At 62.0% G+C, this 3,783-nt stretch carries 4 protein-coding genes and 1 pseudogene; 2 read left to right on the top strand and 3 right to left on the bottom strand.

What is annotated here, in order from left to right; translation table 11 throughout:
• On the bottom strand, positions 1–255 hold a 255-nt coding region (locus tag ACCAA_RS22330; protein ID WP_245754718.1), incomplete at its 3' end, for an SUMF1/EgtB/PvdO family nonheme iron enzyme.
• 66 nt (positions 256–321) lie between these two features.
• Between ACCAA_RS22330 and ACCAA_RS22335 the strand changes: the two genes are divergently transcribed.
• Complete coding sequence (locus ACCAA_RS22335; RefSeq protein WP_245754719.1) at positions 322–591, top strand: hypothetical protein; 270 nt, start codon at positions 322–324, stop codon at positions 589–591.
• A gap of 201 nt (positions 592–792) precedes the next feature.
• Here ACCAA_RS22335 and ACCAA_RS22340 read toward each other — a convergent pair whose 3' ends face one another.
• Positions 793–1,908, bottom strand: a complete 1,116-nt coding sequence (locus tag ACCAA_RS22340) for a PEP-CTERM sorting domain-containing protein (RefSeq protein ID WP_245754720.1) — start codon at positions 1,906–1,908, stop codon at positions 793–795.
• 689 nt (positions 1,909–2,597) lie between these two features.
• Positions 2,598–3,199: pseudogene (locus ACCAA_RS20895) on the bottom strand (MarC family protein).
• A 218-nt stretch (positions 3,200–3,417) separates the two neighbouring features.
• On the opposite strand from ACCAA_RS20895, the gene ACCAA_RS20900 reads away from it, so the two are divergent.
• Positions 3,418–3,783 (top strand): L-histidine N(alpha)-methyltransferase (locus ACCAA_RS20900; protein ID WP_186409177.1); only part of this gene is annotated, 366 nt, incomplete at its 3' end.

Here is a 3,783-nt window from a genome sequence, read left to right on the forward strand (position 1 = left end):
CTGCCAGTACATCGGTGCCGCCAGGCCATTCGCCTGCCGCCAGTCCCAGCCCAGCGAGAGCCATAGTTCCGGCCGGCGATAGCCGCCGTCGGCAATGAAATCGGCACAGTCACCGTTGGTGACCGGCTGGCAAGCGAGCTCGAAGGGCTGCAGGAAAACGGAGTGCCGCGGCCCCTCGTTGTCAAAGGCAAAACCACTGCCGTCATGGCCGATGTCCACCAGCCCGCCGGGATAGGCAATCCAGCGCCGCTCCATGGGTTCGATCGTTGTCGACGGCAAGGGGGTTGCGTAAGCGGGCCTGAGCGGATTTTTCGACAGGAGGTGCTTCAGATCGGTAAGGGCGCCGACCTCGCCGCCTTCCTGGCCGACCCGCTTCGCGAGATCTGGGTTTTGAAGGCGGCGCAAGCGCAGCGCAGCCACGTCGAAGACTCGATCCGCCGCCATCCTTGCGATGTTGATCAGGCCACCGAGCGCCGCGGCAGCCCGCACGCGCTGGTGTGCGCCAAGAATCAGGTCAGCTTCGAGCGGCGGCTGGCGCAGTGCAAGAGTGATCTCGAGAACAGGGCGCGCTTGGTGTCGCCCACCAACTGACGTCGCGGATCCTGCGAAACCGCAGCCCGCAGGGGATCCGAGAAGATCAGCTCAGGATCAGGGCCGCCCGGCAATCCAGGCCCCTCATCCGGGAAGCTGGTGGTCCAACCCTGGTCGCCAGAGCACTTGCGGAAAACAACTTGACAGCGTGGGATCGGATGCAGGCGCCAGGAGTCCGGCGCCTGCATTGCGCACTTGCGCCTAGCGCGCGCTTTTCCTGCCGCGAGACCCGGCCAGCCCGGCAAGTCCGAGTCCCAGGAGCGCCAGCGAAGCGGGCTCGGGAGTCGGATTCGGATTTGAACCGGGACCAACGAGAGGCGCGACATCGTCAATAAAGTCGAAGCCAAAAAAGTTGGCGACGTAGTTGGGGTGGGTGATGTCGTGCGACACGCTGTAGTCGATGAAGGTTATTGCATTCGATCCGGCAACCAGCGCGTGCCCGAAGCCATCGACTGCGCCCTGATCGAAATCGCTGACGCCGTAGACCTCTGCGCTGGTCAGCAGGCCAAGGCCATTCACCGCGCTCATGGTACCCGTCTCGCCTCGACCGAACATCGTCATGAGGCCGGTAAAGGGGTCATAGATCAGGCCGTGCGCTGGCTGAACAGCAGAGTACAAGCGACTGGTGGCCCCCGTACCCAAGTCGATCGTCCCCAGGTTGCCAAAGCCGTTAGGGCTGCCTTGAACGTAAAACACGGCCCCGCCAGTCCCGAACGCCACCTGCGTCACGCCGGTTTCGTCGCCTGTGATAGGGGTGGTCACAACTCCGCTACCGATGGGCAAACTCAGCTTCTTCAGCGCGCCACCGAAGTCGCTGGTGTAGACAGTAAGGTTGTTGGGGTCGAGTGTGAGGTGATAACTGGGCGCGCCGGTCGGTTGACTAGCTAACGTGGAGCCTCCCGTGGTGACCTCATAAACGCTACCTGATCCCTGACCGCCGACCAAGAGATGCCCGTTGGGCGCAAAAATGATGCCATCGGCGCCAGGTGTGCTGGCAATCGGAGTCGGAACTCCGAGGCTGGCCACGTGGGTTGTGTCGTCGTAGCTGAAGCCGATTTTATCGACGTTGTTTGGGGGGCCGCTGTAGTAGGTGTAGTAGAGGTCGCCGCTGAAAACCGTGGCCTGGGCTGTCCCGGCCAGAGCACTCGACACGGCGACCGCTGCCAGCAACTTGCAAAAGGTGTTATTGATAGGCATTTCTTTTCCTCTAGTTGAACGACGTGAGCGAAGTGACGCATCCACCTTCACGGGAAGAAAGGGCGTCAGGGACAAATCTAGCAAAATTCGGGCCCACGAACATATTTTGCGCATAAACATAATGTTAGGTAAACCTATGGCCTCTTATCGGCACCACCTGTAAGAATTTTCGACACCAACGGAAGGCGTGTAGGCATGCCTAAACGGCATCTGGAGTTCGGTGACTGATCGCGATCGATTGGCGCATACGGGCAGCGTCAGAGCCCGAGTGACGCGTTTCCAGTCTGGCCACGCACAGCTGCGCTGCGTCGCTTTGATTGGTGCGCGCAGTCGAGCAGCCTTGCGACGCGAAATAGCGGCACCGCTGCACCGGCCGATCGAAGATCAGCACACTGCTGCCAACACCTGTCCAGCGAGCCTGCACAATGACTGAACGTCGCTAACCCGCCCGGAACTCGCAGATCGCTGCTGCCCGGCTGGCGAAGGAACGCTGGCCCGATGCGGCCAACGTCACCTGCCGGGCTGACGGCGCGGAAAACCGGACACCAGTCATTTCGGGGTGATAGCGAGCCGCCCGAAGCAGTGCGCGACTTTCCGCTGGAGGCGGCCTTCCGCCGGATCAATTCTCGACTTCCACGCCGACGACTTCGTGCAGCGCCCGGCAAGCAGCCTCGCCAAATACGCCAACCGCCACGCACCAGAACAAGCACCGCTGGGCTTCCGGGTGCGCCATACGCCGTATGACCCCACCATCGCCAACGGCCGTCGGCCGCCACCAAGGGAGCCAACCAGGATGTTCGCGCCGAAAATCAGCCGCTCGCCAACTGCGCCACGAGAGTCTTGATGCCGCGCAGCATCATTTCGATCGACATGGCCACCAGCACCAGGCCCATCAACCGTTCGAGAGCAACCACGAAGCGGTCGCCGGCGACCGCTGAATGCGCTCGGCGAGGACCAGCACGACAGCACTGACTGCCATCGTGATACATAGCGCACGGATCCATTCCATGCGTCGGGCAGGCGCCTGCGAGACCAGCAGCAGAGCGGTGGCCAATGCCGACGGCCCGGCGATCGCCGGAATCGCCAGCGGTACGATCAGCGGTTCGCCCACGGCGTCGGGAGTGTTCAGAGCGGGCTGTGGGAAAATCATGCGCAGCGCGATCAGAAACAGGATTACGCCGCCGCCGATCTGCAGCGACAGTTCGCTCAGATTCATCAGCCGCAGGAAGCCATCGCCGATAAACATGAAGAGCAACAGCAGGACAAAGGTGATCAGCACCTCGCGCAGGATCACCCACGGGCGCCGTTCGGGGGCAACGTGGCGCAGCGCATTGGCGAAGATCGGGATATTGCCGATTGGGTCGGTGATCAAGATCAGCAGGATGGTTGCCGAAGCAAAGGTGTAATTCATCGCGCAGTGCTCCACCCTGAGCGGCACGAGCCGCGTCGCTGTCAAGGATAGGAAATCCAACGGCACCGTCGAGAGTATATGAGGCCCCAGCGGCGTCAATCTCTAATTTAGTCCCATGGGCCCCTGAAAAGTCATCCGAATCCCGCCTCGCCCAGTCCCTGTGGCCATCCGCCCGGCCGGGCGGATGGCCACAGGGACGAGTCGTCCCACGACGGGCGATGGCAGCTCGTCTTGCTTCAGTCTGGACCTTTGCGCTGGCGGCGGCGCTCGCCGCCATGGCGACCGACTTCAATGCTCTTCGGCACATCAATCGTCTGATCGGCAGCAACTTTTCAGAAGCGCACTGGCGGCACGTCAGTGCCTACGACGAAACGCACGGGCGAATCGAGATGCATCTTGAAGCACTCACGCCGCAGACGGTGATGATTGACGGGGTGCCGCGCGTGTTCACGGCGGGCGAGCGCATTCATTCCGAAAACTCCTACAAGTACGCTCGCGACGAGTTTGAATCGCTGCTGCGAGCGGCGGGATTCACTGACATCATCGCGTGGACCGACGATGACCGCGCCTTCTGGGTGTTCCAT

This window comes from Candidatus Accumulibacter aalborgensis (assembly GCF_900089955.1).
Classification (GTDB): Bacteria; Pseudomonadota; Gammaproteobacteria; order Burkholderiales; family Rhodocyclaceae; genus Accumulibacter; species Accumulibacter aalborgensis.